We start from the raw sequence: 19,151 nt of genomic DNA, 5'->3' as shown, positions 1-19,151 counted from the left end.
TTAGAGGAATTGCCACAAGATACGATAAGCTAAAACGTAACTATCAAAGCGCTGTTGCTTTAGCTTGTATATTTATATGGTTGCCTCTTTAGCTCAATTTATCGGCTGTAAATGTCAACACACCCTAGTTTATTTTGAATGAATTTTCAATTTTTTACCGATGTTCTATTGAAATTCAGTACAAATGGCGGCATAACTAGATGGCTATTTTAACTTTATATAGATATAGGAAAATTTGATGGAAGTTCGACAGCGTGGTTTGATGACTGCTCTTTTAACAGCAGCCCTTTTGGTAGCGCCGATTGCAGAAGCGAAACGTGCCGGTGGTGGTAAAAGCCATGGTATGAGCCGTCAAGCTGCTCCAACTCAGTCTTATCAGCAACCTCGTCAATCTGCTCCTGTTCAACAGCCTGCAACTGCTGGCGCTCCAGCAAAATCTGGCTCGAATGTGGGCGGAATGGTTGCTGCTGGTGTGGCTGGTGCTGCAATTGGTGCAGTCGCTGCAAATGCGATGGCCGATGACAATAACGGTCAAGCAGCTTCTGAAGCGCAAGCTCAACAACAGGAAGAGAAAGGTGGTATTCCAGGCTGGATCTGGATTTTACTTGCCGCTGCTGTTGCCTTCTTCATTTTCCGTAAGATGGGCGCAAAAAAAAAACTAGCCACTAACAATCCGTATGCGCCAAACAGCGGTGCAAACAATGCACCGTTTGGCCAACAAAATGCTGCACCTCGTGCAGGCAATGACAATACGAATATTTTTGGTAATTCTGTAGGCGGTAATTCAGCAGCTTCAAATGCTCCATTTGGTGCAGCTGCTGCAACGAACGCGCCTTTTGGTGCTGCCTATACCAACAGCGGCAATCAATTGCCTGATGGTACAGAGCCAGCAACATTTTTACGTGTTGCACGTCAGCGTTTTAACCACATTCAATCGATGAATACTGCAAGCAACATTTCTGAAATTCAGCGTTACTTAACACCTGACCTTTACCAGTCTATGTATAACGACATTATGGCGAATAAAGATGAAGACGTTGCTGAGTTTTCTAACTTAAATGCTATGGTGGTCGATTCTGCTAACGAAAATGGTCAATACGTTGTAAGTGTTCGTTTTACAGGTACTGTAAGTGAAGACTTAAATAGCCTGCCACAGCCATTTGCTGAAGTATGGCATTTTGTTAAACCTGCGGGTTCTGATCAAGACTGGTTAGTTGCAGGCATTCAACAAGAGCAATAATGTAGACAATTAAGCATTCTTGCATTCTAAAATAGCGACTCCGGTCGCTATTTTTTCGCCTTTAATTCCCCTCTTTTTAAATCCATTTCTACTCAGCATGCTGAAAAATCAATAATTTTGTGAATACATTATTCTAATTATTAATAATAATTGTTATCATTTAGATTAACTTTAATACAATTTCCAAGCGCTTAAGTATTTTATGAATAGCTCACCACCTGAGGCACTCGTGACACCCCTCACATCTGCGCTGCCTAAAACGCGTAAAGACACCCCCTCTCTATTGACCTATCGCTTGATGATTTTCTATCGCTTTGCCCTCGCTTTAGTGGGCGGATATGTTGTCGCAATGCTATCTGCCATCGTAATTGCAGATGTATTTAGCGAAGACCGTGGAAGTGCAGCCATGAGTGCAACTTTAATTTCATTTATCCTGTGGAGCTGTGCATTTATTTGGGTCTTTATGGTGAATAAAACCCTCAAAGCAACTTTAGGCATTGTGATCCCTGCGGTGTGTTTGTATGCCATTTACATGATGATGGGAAGCTAAAATGCGTGTTGATGCAAAAGTAGAGGGGCCTCGCCAGTCCATGTCTTGGCTGCATACATGGGCTAGCCTAATCTTAGGTTGGTTGCTGTATGCTATTTTCCTGACCGGAACCCTGAGCTTCTTTAAAAATGAAATCAATGTTTGGATGACACCTGAGCTGCATCAATCTGTTCCAGCCAGTTCACAAGTCCAACAAACTGAAGTCGCACTGAATTATTTACAGCAAAATCATCCGAATGCAGGTGCTTGGAATATTTTGCTGCCAAATACGCGTCAAAATGCCACATTAATTACCGTTCGTGAACAAGGTGAAGACCCTCGCGCACGCCGTGGTGGTAAACAAATCTACATTGATAGTGCTACAGGTGAAGTGCTTGAGCCGCGCGATACGCGTGGTGGTAATTTTCTCTATCGTTTCCATTTCGAACTTTATGGTATGCCACGTATGTGGACGCGATGGTTTGTCGGGATAGCGACACTGTTGATGTTAGTTGCCATCATTAGTGGTGTGATTACTCATAAAAAAATCTTTAAAGATTTCTTTACCTTCCGTTCAGGTAAAGGACAACGTTCTTGGCTCGATGCACATAATGCAACCGCAGTATTTGCGCTTCCCTTCCACATCATGATCACCTTTAGTGGCCTGTTGTTGCTGTTATTTACGATCATGCCTTGGGGGATTGAGCGTATTTATGAAAACCGGGGACAATTTTTACAAGAACAAAATCGTGCCCTAGTTCAAGAAAATAAACCTGAAGGACGTGAATCTGCCCAAGGACGCGAAGAACGTGGCGAACGCCCACAGCAAGCCCGTGCCAATTCTGCGCAAAACCAAGGCGAAAATCGTGCTGAGGGCCGTGGTGAAGGTCGAGGAGATCGTCGCTCTAAACGTGAAGAGCAACCTGTCGTTGCTGCGCCGTTGACCAACTTAGCGCCAATCGTGACTGCGGTTCAGACTGAATGGAAAACCAATCCGATTAGTACCGTTAGCATCATTGCACCAAATACAGACCAAGCTAAAATTGAGCTACGTGCCTTACATGGTGAAAATGTCGCGTATCGAAATGTCTATGCAAGCAAACAATTTGATGGCGTAACTGGCAAAGACCTAACTGATGAAAGTGCCAAGTTAAAGCACCCTTCTGTACCGATGGGTATTTACAATGTAATGACTACGCTGCATGAAGCACGCGGTGTAGATTTAGCACTACGTTGGCTGCTGTTTATTTCAGGGATTGTAGGCACACTGATGGTCGCTACAGGTCTCATTCTGTGGTGTGTAAAACGTGCGCCGCAACAGCAAAAACAAGGCTTTAAATCATTTGGCTACCGCACGGTTGAAGTGACCAATATTGCAGCGATTATTGGTTTGCCGATTGCCTGCGCAGCATTTTTCTATGCCAACCGTTTTATTCCCGCACAACTTGAAAACCGTTCGGAATTAGAAATTCGTAGTTTCTTTATTGTTTGGCTACTAACGCTTATTTATGCGATGTTCCGTACGCATCGTCAAGCGTGGCTAGAACTTTTAGCTTTTGCCACAGCAATTTTTGCCTTACTGCCGATTGTAAACTTCATGACTGGTGGTCAACCGCTTTGGAATACCATGGCAAATGGCCAATGGATGATTGCATCCTTTGATCTTGCAATGTGGCTTTTGGCTATCTTGTTTGCCTATTCATTTTATAAAGTGAAAAAGCATAAAGGGCTGCCTGTTAAAAAAGCACGTGGCACAAAGGAGGTTGAAGCATGATGTTCTTTCTCCTGATTTGGACACTGAGTAGCTTAGGTTTTTTTGCCTTGGCAAGCAGCATGTCAAAACATCAAAAGCAGTTCTACAGCAAAGAACTAAGTGTGGGCCAAACACGGTTAGCCACGCTAGTCGGCTGGGCGCTATTGATCATCGCCTTGATAATTTGCCTCTCTCTTGGCACGCCGAGCAATAACATCAGTTATTGGTTTGGCGCGCTGACTATTGCGGCTTTATTTGTCGGGCTATGTATTAGTTATATCGCTGAATATTTTTGGAAAATTATTGGTGCATTGGTTGGCGTATTTGTATTGTCAGCTGTGTTATTGAAATTTTAATTCATTAGACAAGCTTCTCTAAACATTGAAAGCCAATCTTCGGATTGGCTTTTTTCATGCCAACCGATTAGGCTATGCCTATTCTGCTCTTTTGGATTACACATGTCTGAACTTTCGATCTCTCCTGCTTTATATAACCGTGCCATGGCAGGCAATAAAGATGCTCAATTTGAACTGGCTGAAATTTATATGCAAAGTGAAAATGATGAGCATGTTGAACTTGCAGAAGAATGGGCACTCAAAGCAGCTCAGTTAGGTCATGTAGAAGCAATGTATTGGCTGGGTGAAGGCTATGCAGTCTATGCCAAAGATATGCTCGAAGAAGATCCGGAAGAATCTAAAACCTATTTTGAACATGCGCACCGCTGGTTAGAACAAGCGGCGAAGCATGACCATCCTGCTGCTATTTTAGAATTGGCCAATTTTTACCGTCGCGGCGATGTGGTGGAAAAAGATGTCGCTAAATCCATTGAACTGGTTGAACAATCTGCAAAATTAGGTGAAGTTCAGGCCATGCGTGATTTGGCTTTTATTTATGCCAATGGATTAGGCATCGACGCCGATGAAGAAAAAGCAGATTTTTGGAATGAAAAAGCCAATATGGCTGAGCAATAATCCAATTATTTTCTAAAAAATAAAGCCCATCTCATGATGGGCTTTTTTCATTCAACAATATGGCTCAGCTCGCCACATAATCATTTACATCCACAATAATGACTTGTCGGCAAATGCCTTCCGCACCACGCTGCTGTTCAAATACGTCTGCTGGCATGGCATCAAAGCTGTCAAAGAAACTGATCTCTGTCTCATCAATGTCATACACCAAGGAATGATTCCCCACTCCGTCTAGGGTGTCGTAATAGACAATCACAAACTGATTTTGTTCAAAAGCCTGCTGGATTTGTGCATAGCCAATTGCAGGTAATATAGGCAGTTCCAATTGATCCGCTTCTGCATAGCTGCGTTTTTCACTGTCTTGCAGCTCAGGATCATGCTCTGTGTAAAACTTTACTTGAAAGCCAAACTTTTTCAGTCCTACGGCTAAACCAATGGTTGTTGTGCCATGGCCAGCTTCATAAGCGCAAACTTCGATGAGTTGCTGAATATCTGCATCTATACCTAAGTGCTGCAGCAACATCCACACCGCATAAATGCCACCGTTGGCGTCTAAATTTGCCAACTCATCAGGTATTTCCATCGACATATATCAAAACTCAAAATTGCTTATGGACGATGATAAACAAATCAAAGCGGTTTTGCCTGCAAATTTTAATCCAGACCTGATTTCACATGCACAAAAATTATGTCCAAATCTTGTTTGGGTACAAAATTCTTTTCGACCATTTGAAACTGCGTAGCGCTGATTTTCTTCACTTTTCCTGCCCAGCAAAAAGAAACCAACTCTCCTGCATCACGCTCAATGGTCAGTTTAAAATCTTGAATAGGCTTTGCCCAATTAGCGCCTGTTTTTAAGATATAGTCCAATGCTTGAAATGGCGCATGCTGTGATTTTGCCTTTCTGAGTCCTGCCTTAAAGTTTTGATCCATACAAAAACTTTGATTATATTCATCAGGATATAAAGCCACAGACCCACCCACCAGCGGTGCATATTGATGCTGTACGCGGGTAAGCGCATTGGCTTTAAACGTTTGCTTCCAGCTATAAATCACCTGAGATGACCATGAAATTTCTTCACTCAAATCTTTGGGCAATACTTTTTGCAGCGCTGCATTTTTACAGTTTCTAAGCTTTGCCTCAAAAGTTTTATATTCAACATCTTGCCTGCTCCACGGATTCAGCATGTCTTTTTCCGTAAATCCGCATTGCTTAAAACTCTCAGTCATATCAATCGGCGCTGTTTTCTCATCTTTTTGAATAAAAGTGCGTACGTGCATTTCAGGCTGAATCGTTTTTCCATTCACTTGAACTTTAAAACTTTTGAGCAGCTTTTCTGTATTGGCAAAATCAGATTCAAAGAAGTTTTCAACTTTTGGCAACGGAAATAAGACCGTTTCAGTCACATCTTTATTGCTTAAATTTTTGAACTGATAATCGACCTTAATGATTTTTTTACTAATAAACAGGTCTTCACTGAACATTTGAATGTCTTTACTTTTCAGATACTGTACACCGCCTGTTGCCACGTAGCCTGTTGAGTCGTTGGCCGCGACAATAACAGGCCAAAACATCAATAAAGCCATTACGGGTTTAATCATTATTCTTATACTCCTGACCGATTTATGAAATTTAAATATTCGCGACGTAATTTTACAGATCAAAAAACCTATAAGTCAGATATTAAGCATTTTCGGATTGGAACTCACTCTATTTCCAAGTACAATACTGCCCTAGTCGAGGGATGCTGCGACTTTCTTATAGGCACTAAATATAAGATCGCTAGGCTCGACGATTCGGTTGGACACTCGCTCCAATCAACAACGGCATCCGCGAACATAATGATCAATTGTTTTTATTAAGGAGATCGTGATGAACGCGGTTAATGCTTCATTTACAGATTATAAAGTTGCCGATATTTCACTAGCTGACTACGGCCGTAAAGAAATCAAACTTGCAGAAGCAGAAATGCCAGCCCTAATGGGTCTTCGCAAACGCTATGCAGCGGCTAAACCGCTTGCTGGTGCGAAAATCCTTGGCTGTATCCACATGACCATTCAAACTGCAGTTTTAATTGAAACTCTAGTTGAATTGGGCGCAGAAGTACGCTGGACTTCATGCAACATCTTCTCTACTCAAGACCACGCTGCTGCTGCAATCGCTGCTGCAGGTATTCCTGTATTTGCTTGGAAAGGCGAAACTGAAGAAGAATACATGTGGTGTCTTGAACAGCAAATCAATGTGAACGGTACACCTTGGGATGCCAACATGATTCTGGATGATGGCGGTGACTTAACTGCGCTTGTTCACGAAAAATATCCTGAAGTGATTGCTAAAATCCACGGTATTACAGAAGAAACCACTACAGGTGTTCAACGTCTTTACGAAATGCACCGCGACGGTACTTTAAAAGTTCCAGCGATTAACGTAAATGACTCTGTAACCAAGTCTAAAAATGACAATAAATACGGCTGCCGCCACTCATTAAACGATGCAATCAAACGTGGTACAGATATGCTTTTATCTGGTCGTCGTGCGCTTGTAATCGGTTATGGCGACGTAGGTAAAGGTTCTGCTCAATCACTTCGTCAAGAAGGCATGATTGTACGTGTAACTGAAGTTGACCCAATCTGCGCAATGCAAGCATGCATGGACGGTTTCGAAGTTGTTGCTCCGTATAAAAATGGCATTCAAACTGGCAAGAAAGAAGACATCAACCTTGACCTTCTTCAAAATACTGACTTGATCGTAACAACGACTGGTAACTACCACGTATGTGACGCAGCAATGCTTGATTCATTAAAAGCTGGCGCTGTAGTTTGTAACATCGGTCACTTCGACACTGAAATCGATACAAACTACCTACGCGGTTACAAGTGGGTTGAAGTGAAGCCACAAGTTCACCAAGTGTATCGTACCGAAAATGAAAACGATTACTTAATCCTTCTTTCTGAAGGTCGTTTGGTGAACCTTGGTAACGCAACTGGTCACCCATCGCGTATTATGGATGGTTCTTTTGCTAACCAAGTATTGGGGCAAATGCACCTATTCGCTGAAAAATTTGCTGATCTTCCTGAAGATCAAAAACAAGCTGCGATCCGCGTAGAACTTATTCCTAAGAAATTAGATGAAGAAGTTGCTGCAGCAATGGTTGCAGGTTTCGGTGGCGTATTGACGACTTTGACTCAAGAACAAGCGGATTACCTCGGTGTTCAAGTTGAAGGCCCGTTCAAAGCTGAGGCTTATAAATACTAAGTTCTATAAATACCTCTCCCTAACCCTCTCCTGAGCGTGCTTCAAGCACTGCTTTGAAGCTCAGCGCAAGAGAGGGAACTCTTCATTGTGAAAGCAAATTTGTTGTTAACTCCAAATAACTATTACTTTCATAATGGAAGTCCCTTCTCCCTCTGGGAGAAGGTTAGGATGAGGGGATTTTTTTTAAATAAAAGTATTTATAAAAAAGGATTTGAACATGTCAAAACAGATTCCTATTTCCTTTGAGTTTTTCCCGACCAAAACTGATGCGGGCGCGGAAAAACTTAAAGTTGTACACCAAGAACTTCAATTATTAAATCCTGAATTTTTCTCTGTAACATATGGTGCAGGCGGTTCTACCCGTGAACGCACTTTGTCTACATTGAACGATTTCAACGGTAAAGGCACACCGGTTGCCCCTCACCTGTCTTGTATTGGTGATAGCAAAGCACGTATTGCTGAATTGCTGGATTTGTATAAGTCACAAGGCATTGACCGTATTGTTGCGCTTCGCGGTGACTTGCCTTCAGGTCAGGTGGGTTTAGGCGAATTACCTTATGCAACTGACCTTGTACGTTTCATCCGTGAACATACAGGCGATCACTTCAAAATTGAAGTTGCAGCTTATCCTGAAATGCATCCTCAAGCAGACAGTTTTGATCTCGACATCAAACGTTTCTGCGATAAAGCCAATGCGGGCGCAAACGCAGCTTTGACACAGTTCTTCTTTAACCCTGATGCATACTTCTACTTTGTAGAGCGCATTCAAAAAGAAGGCGTGAACATTCCTGTAGCGCCAGGCATTATGCCGATTACCAATGCAAGTAATTTAATCCGCTTTGCTGATGGTACAGGTGCAGAAATTCCTCGCTGGATTCGTAAACAGCTTGCGACTTATGGCGATGACACAGCGTCAATCAAAGCCTTTGGTCATGAAGTGATTGTGAAACTTTGCGAACGTCTGATTGCTGGTGGTGCGCCAAGCTTGCACTTCTATACCATGAATACCACTGACCCTACACGTCAACTTGTGAAAGACCTCGGTCTTGCATAAGACATTTCGACCTTTTTGAGAGTAAAACTTTAATGCCACGTTTTTATATTGAAGCTGATTTAACTGTTAATACGACTGTTGAATTAACGGAAACAGTGTTTCATCACTGGGTAAAAGTTTTACGTGCTCAAGTGGGCGAAACTGCCACTTTGTTCAATGGGCAAGGTGGCGAATATCATGTTAAATTGGTTGAAGTCGCTAAAAAGTCGGCTGCCGTCCAAGTATTGCAATTCAATCCAAGCAATCGCACACCACATTTTACGGCGCTCTTGGGTCAAGTGATGAGCAAAGGCGACCGCATGGATTATGCGATTCAAAAAGCGGTGGAACTCGGTGTTTCTGAAATTCAACTACTCATTTCAGAACGTTGTGAAATGCGTTTGAAGTACGATCGTGATCAAAAGAAACTCGACCATTGGCAAGGTATTGCCATTGCAGCTTGCGAACAGTGTGGTCTCAACATTGTCCCTAAAGTACTTGCGCCACTTTCCCTTGAAAAATGGTTGGAAAGTGATCTGCCGACAACTAAATTGGTACTCGCACCCAATAAAGATGAAGTTGATGTATTAGCTGATGCTGACCCGCACTTTGCCTTACTGATTGGCCCTGAAGGTGGCTTGAGCGAAGCCGAGATCAGCGCAGCAAATGAGAAAGGTTTCGTGAACTGGTGTATCGGTGAACGTGTCCTTCGCACAGAAACTGCACCTGTAGTTGCACTTTCAATTTTAAATTATAAATCTATTTAATTTTTACTCGATAGTTCATCTGAAAGCATCAATGATGGCATCCTTGATATTGCTTTTTATTTGTAACGCAATTACCCTAGAGTCAATAAAAACAAATGATTTGTTACTAAGAATAAACAAATACTCTCAGGAACAATACAAATACAACGATCTAGATTTGGTTAAGGCAGGATTTTTATATTCATGACGTATAAACAAGATGAATATATCAAGCAGTACAATCATACTGCTCAAATTGCGAACACGATTCGCCATAGCCGCTATTTTTTAGTCAGTATTCTGATTATTTGCTTATATATTTTTTCGATATATCAAATTTTTTATAAATCACCATCTTTGTATTTCAATATTTGGTTTATTTTTACCGAAGTTTTTGTCAGTTTATGCTGGCTGATGAGCACCGTTTATTTTAAACCCGAACAATATTCACTGATGATTGCGCATCGTTGGCTACAATTTCAGTGTTTTTCTGTCGGCACACTGATTGCGAGCGGTATTTTTTTAATTTTTTATTATTTGCCTGCGACCAATCAAAGCTTTGAACCAATTCAAGCCCTGACGCTCTCTGCCCTACTCTTGATCGTGACGCAAACCTTTGGTTTGACCTATTTGACGCAAAAACTCAATTATTTTTGTTTAGCCTTTATCCCGTCTATCGTGCCCTATCTGATTGCACAGTTCTTTTTCTTAGATGGTTCAAATCACTTATTTAGCCTGAGTATTAATTTTGGGCTCATTGTGATTCTAATGTGCGCCATGACGTCATATCGAATTCATCGTCGTGTATCGACCTTACATGCTAAAAATAACCTACTGGTCGATAGTGCCAAGCAACAAGTCAAATGGACTGATGAACTGTGTCAGCAGCTCCAAGACGAAGTCAACAAATCACGAGACATCGAATTACAGCTACAACTGGGTAACCAAATCCTTGAACAGAAAGTTAAAGAGCGAACCTTCGACATTGAGCAAATGAACAAGGATTTAGAAAACCAACAAGCCAATTTAGTCCTTGCGCATGAAATCGCCGGTTTACGTCCTTGGGATTGGAATATCAAAGACCGTAAAATCGTTGTCACCAACTATAAGCAAGAAAAAACCCTTAGACATTCGAAAGAGCATCAGCAACAGTTACAACATGTGATCCATCCTGATGATATTCCTCATTTTAAATCAGCAATGATTCAACATCTTCGTGGATTTAAAGACCGTTATGAGGCCACCTATCGGATTCAAAACAGTCAAGGAAAATGGAGTTGGGTACATGATATTGGGCGAGTCATTCAACGCGATCCAGATAACCGCAAGCCCTTGCGCATGGTCGGTATTCGTCGTGATATCCATCAAGAACGGACGTCTCAAGAACGTTTAAAACTTGCAGCCAGCGTACTCGAACAAGCTGCTGAAGGGATTTTCATTTTAAATGAAGAGCTGTGCTATATCGAAGTCAATCCGTTTTACGAACAATTAACCGGCTTTAACTACGACCAAATTATTGGCAAACATCTATTTGATATCACAGCAAATTACAAATCAATTCAACGCAGTATGCACTACTCGATCATTAAACAAGTGCTGAAAATTGGTGAATATGATGGTGAGTTGCACGAAAAATTTCTTTCAGGTAAAGAACTGACGCTATGGATGCATATTAATGCGATTACTGATGATCAAAACCGCGTTACCCATTATATCGGGATTGTCTCAGACCTGACCGAACGTAAATTGCAAGAACAACGTTTATCTTATTTAGAAAATTATGACACCTTAACGGATTTGCCGAACCGTTTTTATTACAACTATCAACTGCATCAATATTTAGTTTCACAGCAAGATTCGATTAAACAGTTGGCCGTCATTCGTTTAAACATCGACCGTTTCCGTCCATTAAATGAATATCTCAGCAACAATGGTGGTGACGAACTGTTACGCCAAGTCGCACAGCGTTTACGTCTAACCAATGCCGAAGCATTATTTGTTGCGCATTTAAATGGCGATGATTTTGCGATTGTGTATGAAATTTCACATATCCGCCCTTCTGTGCAAGAGCATTGTGAACGCATCAATAAAGCCTTTAGCATTCCATTTAATATTTTTGGCCAAGAACATGTCATCACCTTATCGATGGGTGTAGCGTTCTATCCTGAGCATGGCCGTCAGCTAGATTATCTAAATAACTGTGCAGAACAAGCGCTGAGCGAAGCTAAAAATTTGGGAGGCAATACTACACGTTATTATTCCAATGAAAATACCGCATTATTAGAGCAAGGGATCTTCTTGGAACGCGACTTGCGTAAAGCCATTCAAAATAATGAGCTGGTGGTGTATTACCAACCGAAGATCAATTTCCGTGATAAAAATATTTACGGTTTTGAAGCCTTGGTGCGCTGGAATCATCCTGAAAAAGGCTTAATACCACCGGGCTTATTTATTCCTTTAGCAGAACAAACCAGTTTAATTTCCGATATCGGGCGTTTTGTCCTGCAAAAAACCGCGCAGCAAATTCGCTTTTGGAATAATTTGGGTTATCAAAATATTTGTGTATCCGTCAATATTGTTGCACAGCAACTGCGCCGTGGACAATTATTAAATGATTTAGATGAAGCGATAGATGCCAATCAAATTGATGGTGCCAGTCTGGAACTGGAAATTACAGAATCTTCTTTGGTCGAAAATCTAGATTCAGTACGTGAACTATTAAACGAAATAAAAAAACGTAAAATCAATATTTCACTTGATGATTTTGGCACTGGCTACTCATCTCTATCCTATCTGGCTGATTTTCCAATTGATATTTTAAAAATAGATCGCAGTTTTATCTCTAAAATTGGTGAAAATAAACAATTGGCCATCGTTAGTGCCATGATTGCCATGGGTAAAGCGATGGGCATGACGGTAGTCGCTGAAGGGATTGAAACTGAACAGCAGTTACAGTATCTACAAGACTTAGAATGTGACATTGCTCAAGGCTATTTTTTCTCTAAGCCACTGCCACAAGAAGAGGCAACCGTGTTCCTTGAAAATAATATCTCTTCGCCTGCTTATACTTACTTAATATAAGTCACTATGCCTGAGCTATAAGATTGTCTGAAAAAGACGCGACTTCGACTGTCCCAACTGTGCAACTAATGTTATATTCAAGCGGATAAAGCAAGCATTGCAGCTTTATATTGGATAAACAAAACACAATCGAGATACAGATGGACGATCAATCTTTAAAACAGCAGGCTTTGTATTATCACGAATTTCCAACTCCGGGGAAAATCAGCGTTACACCAAGCAAACAATTGGTCAACCAACACGATTTAGCCCTCGCATACTCGCCAGGTGTCGCTGCACCTTGTTTAGAAATTGAACGCGACCCATCTACTGCTGCACTTTACACAGCGCGCGGTAATCTTGTTGCTGTAGTCAGTAACGGTACAGCCGTACTGGGCTTAGGTAACATTGGTCCTTTAGCGTCAAAACCTGTTATGGAAGGTAAAGGCGTTCTATTCAAAAAATTCGCTGGTGTTGATGTTTTTGACATTGAAATTGCTGAAAACGATCCAGACAAAATCGTAGATATCGTTGCAGCATTAGAACCAACTTTCGGTGGTATCAACCTTGAAGACATCAAGGCCCCAGAGTGTTTCTACATCGAGCAAAAACTTCGTGAACGCATGAATATTCCTGTGTTCCATGATGACCAACACGGTACATCGATCATTGTGGGTTCTGCATTACTGAATGCACTTCAACTCAATGGCAAAAAAATTGAAGAAATCAAAATTGTCGCTTCTGGCGCAGGTGCTGCTGCCCTTTCATGTTTGAACTTACTTTGCGCACTTGGCGTGAAAAAAGAAAACATCGTTGTGGCAGATTCACGCGGTTTATTGACGACTAAACGTGAAGGCTTGGATGAGTCGAAAAAGGCATACGTTCAGGACATCGAAGGCTCTCAGCTTGCTGATGTAATGGAAGGTGCGGACATGTTCCTTGGTCTTTCTGCAGCAGGTATTTTGACCAAAGAAATGGTTAAAGTCATGGCGAAAGATCCGATTATCTTTGCCCTTGCTAACCCAGACCCTGAAATTCTTCCTGAACATGCACATGAAGCACGTCCAGACGTGATTATGGCAACTGGCCGTTCAGACTATCCAAACCAAGTGAATAATGCACTTTGCTTCCCTTATATCTTCCGTGGTGCACTAGATGTTGGCGCAACCACGATTAATGAAGAGATGAAGATTGCTTGTGTACATGCGATTGCTCGCATGGCACATGTCGAAGCTGATGCTGCATCGTATGGTGAAAAATCTGCTTCATTTGGTCGTGATTACCTGATTCCGCGCCCATTAGATCAACGTTTGATTCTTGAAATTGCACCTGCAATTGCACAAGCAGCGATGGATTCTGGTGTTGCAACTCGTCCGATTCAAGACTTCTCTGCATATCGTCAACGTTTATCTGAATTCGTCTACAACTCTGCGTTTATGATGAAACCAATTTTTGCGCAAGCGAAAACTGATCCGAAACGCATTGCATATGCTGAAGGTGAAGATTTACGTGTACTTCGCGCGGTGCAAATTGCTGTTGATGAAGGTTTAGCAAAACCAATTCTTGTCGGTCGTCCTGCAGTCATTGAAGCGAACATCAAGAAATTAGGTCTACGTCTTGAAGACGGCGTGAACATCACTATCGTCGATCAAGAGAAAAACCCTGATTACGATAAGTTTGCTGACGATTACTACAGCATCATGCAACGTAAAGGTGTAACACCTGAATACGCTCAGCGTGAAGCACGTCGTCGCTCTACCCTGATCGCTGCAATGCTGGTTCGTCATGGTGTGGCTGACGGTATGCTATGTGGTACTTATTCTAGCTATGACATTCACTTAGACTTCGTCAGCAATGTGATTGGGCTAAAAGAAGGCCGTAATAACTTCTTCACGCTGAATGCATTAATGCTTGAAGATCGTAACTTGTTTATTGCCGACACTTACATTAACCGTAACCCAACAGCTGAACAGCTTGCTGAAATGACTATTTTAGCGGCTGAAGAAGTCCGCCGTTTTGGTATTACGCCGCGTGTAGCATTGCTTTCTCACTCAAGTTTCGGTTCTGACCAAAATGATCCTAGCGCTCAAAAAATGCGTAAGGTTTATGATATTTTGTCAGAAATTGCACCTGAACTTGAGGTTGAAGGTGAAATGCATGGTGATGCCGCATTGGATGAAAATATTCGTCATTTCGCATACCCGAACTCACGTTTTAAAGGTTCTGCGAACTTGCTGATTATGCCTAATCTGGATGCAGCGAACATTTCGTTCAACTTGTTGAAATCAACTTCAGGTAGTAACGTGACGATTGGCCCAATTCTTTTGGGTGCTGCAAAACCCGTTCATATTTTAACGCCAACAGCGACAACTCGCCGTTTAGTGAATATGACTGCATTGACTGTTGCAGAGATTCAAGAAAACGAAAAATTAGCACTCTAATTTAGTTGACCTGAACACACTTTGTGACTTGAGAAAACCTCTGTTCTGTAGCATGATTGCTCTAAGAATAGAGGTTTTTTCATGCAAGTTTATTTAGTAGGCGGTGCAGTTCGAGATCACTTGCTCGGGCACCCCTATCACGAAAAAGATTATGTCGTTGTCGGTGCAACGCCGGAACAATTACTTGCTCAAGGTTATCAACCTGTGGGTAAAGATTTCCCTGTTTTTCTTCATCCAGAGACCAAAGACGAATATGCCTTAGCCCGTACAGAACGTAAGTCTGGACATGGGTATCATGGCTTTGAATTTTATACCGACGTCAATGTCACACTCGAACAAGATCTCATTCGACGTGACCTCACGATCAATGCGATTGCCATGGATGATGCTGGCCAAATTTATGATCCCTACCATGGTCAACAAGATTTAGAGCGACGCATCCTTCGCCATGTGTCTGATGCCTTCGTCGAAGATCCTTTGCGAGTTCTGCGGATTGCACGTTTTGCAGCACGTTATAAAGCTTTAGGTTTTAAAGTGGCTGAAGAAACACTTGCGCTGATGCAAGAGCTTGCCAAATCTGGCGAGCTTGAAGCCCTCACACCTGAACGCGTATGGAAGGAAACATCCCGTGCATTAATGGAAGACCATGCAGATGAATATTTTGAAGTCTTAAGAGCCTGTGGCGCTTTAAAAGTCTTATTCCCTGAAATTGATGCGTTATACGGTATTCCACAGCGTCCTGAATATCACCCTGAAATAGACTGCGGCATTCACACCATGATGTCGCTACAGCAAGCCTGTCGTGCCAATTATTCTCTGGATGTTCGTTTTGCCGTACTGGTACACGACTTAGGCAAAGCACTTACTCCAGTAGATGAGTTACCGCGCCATATCATGCATGAAGAACGTGGTGTAAAACCCGTTACCGAAGTCTGTGACCGTATGCGTGTTCCCACCAATACCAAGCAATTGGCCATCTCAGTGTGTAAAGAGCATTTAAAATGCCATCAAGCCTTGAGTTTAAAACCGGGTACATTATGGCGTCTGTTACAACGCATGGATGTACTACGCCGTCCTGAACGCGTAGAGGCCTTTGTACAAGCCTGTGAATGTGATTCACGTGGTCGCTTAGGTTTAGAGGATCGTGCCTATCCGCAAGCTCAATACGTTTTAGATGCCATGCAGGTGGTTCGCAATATTAAAGCTGCCGATCTTCCACCTGATGTATCAGGGCCGGATATTGGTGAAATGCTGATTGAACGACGTATCCAAGCCATTGCAGAACTAAAAACCAGTCAATATGCAGTTGAAGCATAATTAGAGCACCTTCGGGTGCTTTTTTAATTTACCTTTTCTATATTTTCCTTTTCTATATTTTTAAAACTTTAACTTTTGCAATATTTCACCTTGCCCTTTCAGATATAGATAAGCTTTGAAAAATATCTGCATTCACATCAAGGCTCATTCATCTATGCTCTAAGGAAAACAAACCATCGAGCTGACAATATGCATCCCCAAATTCGTCCACTACACCTCCCAAAAGATCTCCTCGACATTCATCAACTCACACTCCAATTGGGTTATGAAATACCACCAGAGCGACTCCAACAGCATTGGCAGTTGATTCATTTGGATAAGCATTATCAAACCTTGGTGAGGACGGCTGATGACCGCGTCATTGGTTATGCAGGTTTTATCCAACAATACAGTTGGGAGTTTGAGGAAGGATTTATTCGGATTCAGGCTTTTGTCATTGATGCCAGTTATCGCGGTCAAGGTTTAGGGCGACGCTTCATGCAAGCCATTGAGCAAAGCGCTCGGCGACAAGGTCTAAAACGTATTTTACTCAACAGTGGTAATCGTCCTGAACGCTATGCCGCACATGCTTTTTATCAAAATTTAGGGTTTGAAGCCTATAGTTTGGGTTTTACTAAATATTTAAATTGATCGGCCAATTTTACCATCAGCCGATCAAGACATTTTTTAAGAAATATCAGCTGGGAAACTAATGACTTTTTCAAGTTTTAACTGATTCGTTGCCACCATTAGCAATCGATCAATGCCTAAGGCTATACCTGCACACTCACTCATATACGGTAATGCAGCAAGCAAATATTCATCAATCGGCATCACATGCAAGCCAAGTTTAGCGCGCTCTGCATTATCCGCCTCAAAACGACGGCGTAAAACGTCTGCATCAATCAGTTCATCATAAGCATTTGCTAACTCTAAACCTTCGATATATAGCTCAAATCGTGCTGCAACCAATTCACCATCTTCGTCCACACGGGTTTTCGCCAAAGAAGCCATTTCCGGTGGAAAATCTGTAAGGAACACTGGCGTATCAAAACCGAGGCTCGGCTCAACATAATGCGAGAACAATAAATCGATATAGCCTAAACGGTCTTCACCCAGATCTAAGCTTAGTCCCACACGACGACAGCAATCTTTCAGATCTTGTAAAGAAGCTTGTAACGGGTTCAAATCCAAACGATCCATAAAGGCATGCTTATAGCTCAAAATAGTTGGACGAACTTCACCAAAGCGCTGTTTCAAAGTTTCATTCAATAAGTCCGTCACTTCAAACATCAAGTCTTTTAAGCTAAAACCCGGACGGTACCATTCCAACATGGTGAATTCACTGTTGTGTTTACGTCCATGTTCATCATCACGGAAAACTTTACAGATTTGGTAAATAGATCCACTGCCACTTGCCAACAGACGTTTCATGGCAAATTCAGGTGAAGTTTGCAAATAATGCGTTTGCTTTTGACCATTCACATGGCGCTGAGCCTGTACCGATGCTAAATGCACATCGGTGACACCCGCTTGAGAAAGCACAGGTGTTTCCACTTCTAGTACATCACGTGCCGCAAAAAACTGGCGAATTTGAGCATACATCGTGGCACGTGCACGAAGTGCAGTGAGTTCACAACTCGGTTGAAAGTTCATTTGACTCATGCTGCTGGGCCTCCATGTGCAGCCCATTCACGGCGTAAAGGATAGGTTTTACGTAAATAATCAAAGGCTTTTTGATCCACCTTGCCGTCTTTTAGGCAAGCACGTAAGTTAGCATCATCACGAGCGATGTCATAAATATCTTTTAAGTATCGCTGTAATACCGTCTTAAAGTCAGCACCAGTAAAATACTGTTCACAGACGGGCAACTGACTTTCAAAAGCTTTATTTATCGGTTGATTAAAAGTTTGACAGAATGCTTCGTAGATCATCTGTGTGCCACGTGCTTTACCTTCCAAGCTATAGCCCGCAATATGCGGTGTCACCACGTAAATTAAATCTAACAACGCAGCTGAAATCTCTGGCTCATGTTCAAAAACATCTAAGACCACTTTACGCTGAGTCTGTTGAATATCAGCAATTAAAGCAGCTTCTTCGACCACTGGCCCACGCGCGGAATTAATCAAAATCGCTGAAGGCTTCATAGCAGCAAGCGCAGCAGCGTTGATTAAATGATAGGTCGGATGTTCACCCTCTTTGGTCAGTGGCACATGAGTACTAATCGCATCTGCACTTTTTAACAGTTCTGCAAATTCAACTTGTTTCACCTGATCAGATTGCACAAATGGATCATAGCCAATGACATTCCAACCGAATAATTCTGCCATGACGGCCAAACGTGAACCGACATTACCTAAGCCAACGATGCCCAAGGTAAATTGTTCATTTGCATTCAACAATTCAGGTTTAACATAAAGCAATGCCGTAATCACATATTCAGCAACCGCTTGTGCATTACAACCTGCGGCATTTGACCAAGCAATCCCCTGCTTTTCTAAAGCAGTAATATCTAAATGATCTGTTCCAATCGTAGCACTACCGACAAATTTGAGTGCGGTCTGTTGAATTAAGTCTGCATTTACCTGAGTCACCGATCGTACCAACAATGCATCGGCTTCTTTGACATCTGCATGGGTCAATGTTCGACCTGCCGCTTGCTTTATTTCACCAAATTCGGCAAAAAAATACTCAGTAAATGCCAGATTTTCATCTGCAACGATTTTCATAGTTCATCTCATAGTTCCACTATGAACATGATAACGCGTTGCTCAAGCCATGACTATTCTTCTGCACATAAGGCATAGCGCCTATACTCTATGAGCT

General features: G+C 42.1%; 16 protein-coding genes and 1 pseudogene. 13 read left to right on the top strand and 4 right to left on the bottom strand.

The window, feature by feature from the left end:
- The 6 genes and pseudogenes from FTV37_RS08265 to FTV37_RS08240 all read left to right on the top strand — a co-directional run.
- A pseudogene (locus FTV37_RS08265) lies at positions 1 to 92 on the top strand (IS5/IS1182 family transposase); the annotation flags it as partial.
- Positions 93 to 238: 146 nt separating this feature from the next.
- A complete protein-coding gene (locus tag FTV37_RS08260) occupies positions 239 to 1,240 on the top strand; it encodes a Tim44 domain-containing protein (protein WP_180020733.1) in 1,002 nt (333 codons plus the stop codon).
- A gap of 202 nt (positions 1,241 to 1,442) precedes the next feature.
- The gene (locus FTV37_RS08255; protein WP_180003354.1) at positions 1,443 to 1,790 is read left to right on the top strand and encodes a hypothetical protein; all 348 of its coding nucleotides are present in this window, start codon (positions 1,443 to 1,445) and stop codon (positions 1,788 to 1,790) included.
- Between the two features lies 1 nt (position 1,791).
- Complete coding sequence (locus FTV37_RS08250; protein WP_180063499.1) at positions 1,792 to 3,543, top strand: PepSY domain-containing protein; 1,752 nt, start codon at positions 1,792 to 1,794, stop codon at positions 3,541 to 3,543.
- Entirely contained in the window at positions 3,540 to 3,878 is a 339-nt protein-coding gene (locus FTV37_RS08245) for a DUF3325 family protein (RefSeq protein ID WP_180063498.1), read from the top strand. Before FTV37_RS08250 ends, FTV37_RS08245 begins: the two co-directional genes overlap by 4 nt.
- 102 nt (positions 3,879 to 3,980) lie before the next feature.
- Positions 3,981 to 4,493: a tetratricopeptide repeat protein gene (locus FTV37_RS08240; RefSeq protein WP_180008352.1), complete on the top strand. Its 513-nt coding sequence runs from the start codon at positions 3,981 to 3,983 to the stop codon at positions 4,491 to 4,493.
- Positions 4,494 to 4,557: 64 nt separating this feature from the next.
- On the opposite strand, the gene FTV37_RS08235 is transcribed toward FTV37_RS08240, so the two are convergent.
- Together FTV37_RS08235 and FTV37_RS08230 are read right to left on the bottom strand one after the other, a co-directional pair.
- Positions 4,558 to 5,082, bottom strand: coding sequence for a cysteine peptidase family C39 domain-containing protein (locus FTV37_RS08235; RefSeq protein ID WP_180063497.1), 525 nt, complete (start codon positions 5,080 to 5,082; stop codon positions 4,558 to 4,560).
- 65 nt (positions 5,083 to 5,147) lie between these two features.
- Entirely contained in the window at positions 5,148 to 6,095 is a 948-nt protein-coding gene (locus FTV37_RS08230; RefSeq protein ID WP_180063496.1) for a DUF4424 family protein, read from the bottom strand.
- 271 nt (positions 6,096 to 6,366) lie between these two features.
- On the opposite strand from FTV37_RS08230, the gene ahcY reads away from it, so the two are divergent.
- From ahcY to FTV37_RS08195, 7 genes are all read left to right on the top strand, one after another.
- Entirely contained in the window at positions 6,367 to 7,749 is a 1,383-nt protein-coding gene (ahcY, locus tag FTV37_RS08225) for an adenosylhomocysteinase (RefSeq protein WP_180039608.1), read from the top strand.
- A gap of 217 nt (positions 7,750 to 7,966) precedes the next feature.
- Positions 7,967 to 8,803: a methylenetetrahydrofolate reductase [NAD(P)H] gene (gene metF, locus FTV37_RS08220; RefSeq protein ID WP_180008362.1), complete on the top strand. Its 837-nt coding sequence runs from the start codon at positions 7,967 to 7,969 to the stop codon at positions 8,801 to 8,803.
- Between the two features lie 32 nt (positions 8,804 to 8,835).
- Positions 8,836 to 9,549: a 16S rRNA (uracil(1498)-N(3))-methyltransferase gene (locus FTV37_RS08215; RefSeq protein ID WP_180063495.1), complete on the top strand. Its 714-nt coding sequence runs from the start codon at positions 8,836 to 8,838 to the stop codon at positions 9,547 to 9,549.
- Between the two features lie 183 nt (positions 9,550 to 9,732).
- A complete protein-coding gene (locus FTV37_RS08210) occupies positions 9,733 to 12,609 on the top strand; it encodes an EAL domain-containing protein (protein ID WP_180063494.1) in 2,877 nt (958 codons plus the stop codon).
- A gap of 140 nt (positions 12,610 to 12,749) precedes the next feature.
- Positions 12,750 to 15,029, top strand: coding sequence for an NADP-dependent malic enzyme (locus FTV37_RS08205; RefSeq protein ID WP_078192090.1), 2,280 nt, complete (start codon positions 12,750 to 12,752; stop codon positions 15,027 to 15,029).
- An 81-nt stretch (positions 15,030 to 15,110) separates the two neighbouring features.
- Positions 15,111 to 16,346: a multifunctional CCA addition/repair protein gene (locus tag FTV37_RS08200; RefSeq protein WP_180020723.1), complete on the top strand. Its 1,236-nt coding sequence runs from the start codon at positions 15,111 to 15,113 to the stop codon at positions 16,344 to 16,346.
- Between the two features lie 189 nt (positions 16,347 to 16,535).
- Positions 16,536 to 16,976, top strand: coding sequence for a GNAT family N-acetyltransferase (locus FTV37_RS08195; RefSeq protein ID WP_180063493.1), 441 nt, complete (start codon positions 16,536 to 16,538; stop codon positions 16,974 to 16,976).
- 36 nt (positions 16,977 to 17,012) lie between these two features.
- Here the strand turns inward: FTV37_RS08195 and epmA are convergent, their stop codons facing one another.
- Both epmA and FTV37_RS08185 read right to left on the bottom strand, forming a co-directional pair.
- Positions 17,013 to 17,981, bottom strand: coding sequence for an EF-P lysine aminoacylase EpmA (gene epmA / locus FTV37_RS08190; protein ID WP_373683566.1), 969 nt, complete (start codon positions 17,979 to 17,981; stop codon positions 17,013 to 17,015).
- Between the two features lie 5 nt (positions 17,982 to 17,986).
- On the bottom strand, positions 17,987 to 19,054 hold the full coding sequence (locus tag FTV37_RS08185) for a 4-phosphoerythronate dehydrogenase (protein WP_180063492.1): 1,068 nt from the start codon (positions 19,052 to 19,054) through the stop codon (positions 17,987 to 17,989).
- Positions 19,055 to 19,151: the final 97 nt, after the last annotated feature.

The sequence above is a fragment of the Acinetobacter sp. YH16042 genome, from assembly GCF_013417245.1.
GTDB lineage: Bacteria > Pseudomonadota > Gammaproteobacteria > Pseudomonadales > Moraxellaceae > Acinetobacter > Acinetobacter amyesii.
The sequence above is the reverse complement of the archived record's forward strand: the minus strand, read 5'-3'. Positions and strand labels throughout refer to the sequence as shown.